Source organism: Dokdonella sp. (assembly GCF_039926425.1).
Taxonomy (GTDB): domain Bacteria; phylum Pseudomonadota; class Gammaproteobacteria; order Xanthomonadales; family Rhodanobacteraceae; genus Dokdonella_A.
The window spans coordinates 1-4,513 of the sequence record NZ_JBDSWZ010000150.1 but is presented as its reverse complement, the minus strand read 5'-3'; the positions used below and the strand labels follow the sequence as shown (position 1 = coordinate 4,513).

Annotated in this window: 4 protein-coding genes and 1 pseudogene; 3 read left to right on the top strand and 2 right to left on the bottom strand. The window is 61.7% G+C overall.

Going from position 1 to position 4,513, the window contains the following annotated elements; translation table 11 throughout:
• The coding region (locus ABIV12_RS09025) for a hypothetical protein (RefSeq protein WP_348058437.1) at positions 1-222 on the top strand (222 nt) is incomplete at its 5' end.
• Between the two features lie 18 nt (positions 223-240).
• Here the strand turns inward: ABIV12_RS09025 and ABIV12_RS09020 are convergent.
• A complete protein-coding gene (locus ABIV12_RS09020; protein ID WP_348058435.1) occupies positions 241-1,182 on the bottom strand; it encodes an AraC family transcriptional regulator in 942 nt (313 codons plus the stop codon).
• Between the two features lie 253 nt (positions 1,183-1,435).
• Here ABIV12_RS09020 and ABIV12_RS09015 point away from each other — a divergent pair, with 253 nt between their 5' ends.
• Entirely contained in the window at positions 1,436-2,860 is a 1,425-nt protein-coding gene (locus tag ABIV12_RS09015) for a coniferyl aldehyde dehydrogenase (protein WP_348058439.1), read from the top strand.
• A 353-nt stretch (positions 2,861-3,213) separates the two neighbouring features.
• Here ABIV12_RS09015 and ABIV12_RS09010 read toward each other — a convergent pair whose 3' ends face one another.
• Complete coding sequence (locus ABIV12_RS09010) at positions 3,214-3,912, bottom strand: hypothetical protein (protein ID WP_348058433.1); 699 nt, start codon at positions 3,910-3,912, stop codon at positions 3,214-3,216.
• 369 nt (positions 3,913-4,281) lie between these two features.
• Between ABIV12_RS09010 and ABIV12_RS09005 the strand changes: the two are divergent.
• Positions 4,282-4,389, top strand: a pseudogene (locus ABIV12_RS09005) (transposase); the annotation flags it as partial.
• Positions 4,390-4,513: the final 124 nt, after the last annotated feature.

Sequence of the window (4,513 nt, the reverse complement as noted above, 5' to 3'; positions counted from 1 at the left end):
GGTATGGCGGCCTCGCTCATGTTCGTGGAACCCGCCCGTGAGTCCATCACGACCAAAGAGGCGGACCTCTTCGGCCGCCTACGGCGCCTCAAAAACGAGCCCGGCGAGCTATGCGCCTCAGTCCCGCGGCGTGTTGAACGGCCAATCACCGCGCAACCGCTCATGACGAGCCCAACCGTCGCAACCAGTACAGCGTTCGCTGCGATCGTTGTTTCTCGCTGAAGTGGGACAACTGGCATCTCACACCGACTGTACGCTGCGCCGAAACCCGAGGGGCGTGATGCCCAGAAGGCGCTGAAACGTGCTCGTGAGATGGGCCTGGTTGGAGAAGCCACTGGTCGCTGCGATGTCGGCGATGCTCCGGCGTGTTGCCTTCAGCTGGGCCTGCGCGTGGCGAACACGGCGCGTCAGAACATAGGTGTGCGGGCTGACGCCAACGGTTTCCTTGAACCGGCGTGCGAAGTGACAAGTGCTCATTGCCGCGACACCTGCCAATTTGTCCAGACTCAAATTCAAATCGATGTTCGTCTCCACATAGTCGATGACATGCGCGATGCCGCGTGCGGAGATCTTGCCGAACGAGCCGCGGACGTTCCGGTTTGCATGCGAAGAAAAGCCACGCACCAGTTTCTCCGCAAGCATCAAAGCCCAGCTGTCGAGGATCAGGTTGGTTGGCTCGATCGATGTCAGACCGGACCGCACCAGACGCGCCGTGTCACACAGCCTGTCGTTTCTGATGCCGGCAGGCATCGAGAGGTCAGCGTGCCGAAGCTCGCGATCAAACAGACTTTCGCAGACGTCGCTCAACAGTCGGAATGGCACGTACAGATGCAGGAAGCTGACGGGATTTTCAAAGCGCCAACGCGCGCCTTCGAACGGCTGCATGGTGAGCTCACCGACATCAGTAGGCGTTGCCTCGCTGTTGCGCCATACGCGCCCTCCTCCGGTGTTCAAGGCGATGCTCACGAAGTCCAGATCGCCGACCTGATGCGATTCCTCGATTGTCGAATGCCAGAAAGCCGCCTTTAGCGAGGACGTCGCGTCGAAGCCGATCGTGCGGAGCGGTGCGATGACCTCGCTTTCCGAATAGCTCGGCACCGTACGGGAGAGTGCCTCGCTGCAGAAGGCCAGGCCTTCCTCTGCGCGCCCTTCGCAAAGTCCTTTCCGCTTTTCTCGAACCATGATGAAGGTCTCCGGAGGCAGCGCGGCCCCACTCGGTGCACCCGCCTGATGCGATGGGCCAGAGCGCAGTCAGGTGTGTCGCGCAAAGCGCGCAAGGGTCAAAAATAGCAAACTTTTGAAATACACGCGGCGGACCCAATGGAATGATGACGACTCAATCTGCTTGCAGAGGAGATCGTATGCCAGGGGCGCAATTGGCAGGGTGGATGCAGGCGTTCTTCCCAAAAGATCCACCCAACTTTTGAAGGTGTTCATGCAAACCGATGTGAAATCCAGCCCTGTCGACAGTCAACTGCCCTCCTTGTTGGCTCGCCAGCGTGCTGCCTTTCTCAGCGTCGGCGCACCTTCGCGAGAGAAGCGCCGTACGCAATTGCTGGGGCTGAAGAACGCGATCCTCGCGCTCCGCAGTGAATATCAAGCGGCGATCAGTGCCGATTTCGGCAACCGTTCGCGGCACGAGACGGACGTGATGGAGATTCTTCCCGTCACGCAGGGGATCGACTATCTGCGGAAAAACCTTGGCCGATGGATGCGACCCAAGCATCGGCACGTCGCAATGCAGTACCGGCCGGCCACCGCGAAGGTACTGATGCAGCCGCTCGGTGTCGTCGGCATCGTCTCGCCGTGGAACTATCCGCTCGCGTTGTGCCTGACTCCACTGGCGACCGCACTTGCGGCAGGCAACCGCGTGATCATCAAGCCGTCCGAACTGACGCCTAGAACGACGGCGTTGATGGCCCTGATGCTGAGCAAGCTCTTCGCCGAAGACGAAGTCGCCGTCGTCACCGGCGGCCCCGATATTGGCGCTGCCTTCTCCGCGCTCCCCTTTGACCATCTGTTCTTCACCGGCAGCACGGGCGTCGGCAAGGTCATCATGCACGCCGCCGCCGACAATCTTGTGCCCGTGACGCTCGAACTCGGCGGCAAGTCACCCGCGATCATCGATCGGGATTACTCGATCACACGCGCGGCCAAGGCGCTCGTCTACGGCAAGCTCAGCAATGCCGGACAGACCTGCGTCGCTCCCGACTATGCGTTCGTCCACGAAGATCGACTCAATGCGTTTATCGACGCTTTCCAGACCGAGGCGCGCCGCGCGTATCCGAATGGGCTTGCAGACGATGGTTACGCGGCGATCATCAACCAGCGTCACCATGATCGTCTTGTCGACCTGATCGAGGATGCGCGCAAGAAGGGCGCCAGAATCGTGCAGATCGGCACGACATCGACTACAGGTCGTCCGCACACGTTGCCGCCCACCATCATTTCAGGCGCCACAGCCGACATGAAGGTGATGCAGCAGGAAATCTTCGGACCGATCCTCCCGATCGTCCGCTATAGAAAACTCGAGGAGACCATCGCCCAGATCAACGCCAACGACCGGCCGCTGGCGCTGTATGTCTTCAGCGATCACCAGGACGTGATCGACCGTGTGCTCTCCAGCACCACGAGCGGCAGCGCGGTCGTCAACGACACGCTGCTGCAGTTTGTCCAGGACGACATGCCGTTTGGCGGCGTCGGTCCGAGCGGCATGGGTGCCTATCACGGCGAGGAAGGCTTCAAGACGTTCAGTCACGCGAAGAGCGTTCTGACCCAATCGCGCTTGAGCATGGTCGGCATCATGCGCGCGCCGTTCGGCCGACTCGCCGAGCGGGTGCTCGGCTTCATGCTTCCCTGATGCGATGGAGCGTGGCGGCTCGAAGCTGCCACCTTCCAGTTTCCAGTCTCCAATCAGGTCCTCGCAGATCAAGAACTATGAGGGCGGGGAGGCGTGGGAGGTGCGCGAATCCGCGACCTCCGCCACAGGCGCGGGTGACCTGCAACCTTGCAGATCTGAACCTCGCTCCGATGACTTAAGCGGCATTGCCGGGCACTGCACGATGGGATGCTTGATTGCCGCCGTGCTGTAGGTTTGACTCGACGACCAATCACTGGGGCAGTTTGAGTCATTCACACTTGCCTGATTTGCCTCTTCGAAAAATCCGAATCGATCCAATTCGATCGCATTGTTGATCCGCTCACGTCCACCGCTCAGTGGATCGCATCGCGCCAGACCGGCGGTCGCCACACGGTGTATCGAAATTGCGTCGCTTCGATTGCACGCGGCCGCCGCGCGGTGGTCGCACCCGCGTCGAAAACCATCGTGCACTCGCGCCACGCTCCGGCGACGTCGGTGCCCGGCGGATCGGCTGCAAGACCCGAGGCGCACACGCGATCGGGTTGCCCCACCATCCTGATCACGATCAGCCGGTCCCGCGCGCGATGCGTCATCATCACCGATCCGCGCAGGACGGCGCGGCCGCTCGAGTCCCGCCCCACCGATGACTGAAGATCGGCGTCGATCGAGCCTTTGTCGGAATCGAGACTCACGCGAATGCTGTCCGGCGCGGTCGGTACCACGGCGCCGGGCGCCAGAAGGATCTCGAAATCGATGCGCGGCTGCGCCCATCGCCCTGGACCCCTCCCATTGTCGAAGTTGACGTCGTTGTCGGCTGCGATTTGTTCATCCGTCGACGTGCGGCTGCAGGCGACCGGCGTTGCAAGCACGGCAAACGCCGCGGCGATCAGCGCCCGCTGGATGGTCCCGACGACGATCGCGACCGCGCAGCGGCCCGCCCGTCCGCCTGCTGCGCCAGCTGTGGCGACGCATCGCTGTCGGCTGCCTTGCCACATCCTGGAATTGAAGTGGCGCGCAACCGTTTTTTTTTCGACGCCGTCGCTTCTGTGCATCGTGTATTCCTGAGTAGCCATCGAGACGTCGACATCCACCGCGCAGGGCAAGTCGCGGTGCTCTGTGCACGCCATACTGGTGTAATACGGGAGTTTTCCGCAAAGGGGACACACTTGCGACGCCGTGATCGCGCGGCGCGCTACAGCGTCTCCGGTCAACAGGCGGCGCGTCGGCCGTCCGGATGTCACGGACCTGCTGGACGCACTGGATCTGGGCGAGCAGGATCCCGAGGCTCATCTCGACCATCGACAACACGACGCCGCGCCCGTGCCCGACCCGATCAACGGCGTGCTCGACGATTTGCGTCCGACGATCTTGGGCAACACCGGTCTGCATCGAGCGATCGAGTACACCTCCGGTGAGCGCCTGCACTCACGCGCACATCCGACGACGGACGTGATGCGATCGACAACAACACGATCGAAAACGCCGTCAAGCCGATTGCCATCGGCCGCAAGAACTTGCTGTTCGCCGGCCAGGTGTGCTGGCCTGAACCACAAGAAATGCGCCAGGTTCACGACCAGTTTGAAGTAGTGAAGCTGACCACAATGCCGATGCTGCCAATGAACGTCTGAACACGTGCAGACGTCGTCATGTCGG